This is a genomic window from Alkalibacterium sp. m-11, from assembly GCF_054658155.1.
Genome location: NZ_BAAGIR010000342.1, coordinates 1 through 579 on the forward strand (window position 1 = coordinate 1; position 579 = coordinate 579).

Here is a 579-nt window from a genome sequence, read left to right on the forward strand (position 1 = left end):
CGAGAGCTTCTACGCTGCCTTTTGTTTGGGGGCGAAAAGGGCGACAGACCATTGTTCTGAACCCTGCATCTTTACTAAAAGAATAGAAGCGATCGTTTAAATGAACCTGAGAGAATTGAGTTCGTGATCGGTCGACGACAGTTTTCATATTATCGAACCATATTTCTTCTGGAACACCACCGGTGTGATAAAAGGCATCATTCATGCACTCAAACAATGTATCTTGTTTACGATCAAAGGTAAGCGTAATAAATTTCTTCTTTGAGTAGGGCAATATATAAAGAAAAATATTAAAGCGGAAGACTTCTCCCTGACTGCTTATGAGTCGCATTTCTTCTTTCCAATCGATTTGTGCTGAAAGACCAGGCGTATATTCGACACGTACAGTTGCTTTCTGTATCCGTTCTTTTTTCACTCCACGGCAGTAGTCTCTAACAAGACTGTAACTCCCATCGAACCCTTTCTTTTGTATGAATTTGAAGATACTTTTAGCGGTACATTGATCTTCTAACTTAGTATCTATGATTTGTTTGAATGAATCTAATTTACTCGGATATGTCCTCCTTGTTTTAGGTTTAT

1 protein-coding gene is annotated in these 579 nt (G+C 38.7%); it reads right to left on the minus strand.

The features are described from left to right. Window positions 1–579, minus strand: a 579-nt coding sequence (istA, locus tag ACYQ2O_RS12720) for an IS21 family transposase (RefSeq protein ID WP_459796770.1), incomplete at both ends; no start/stop codon positions are given.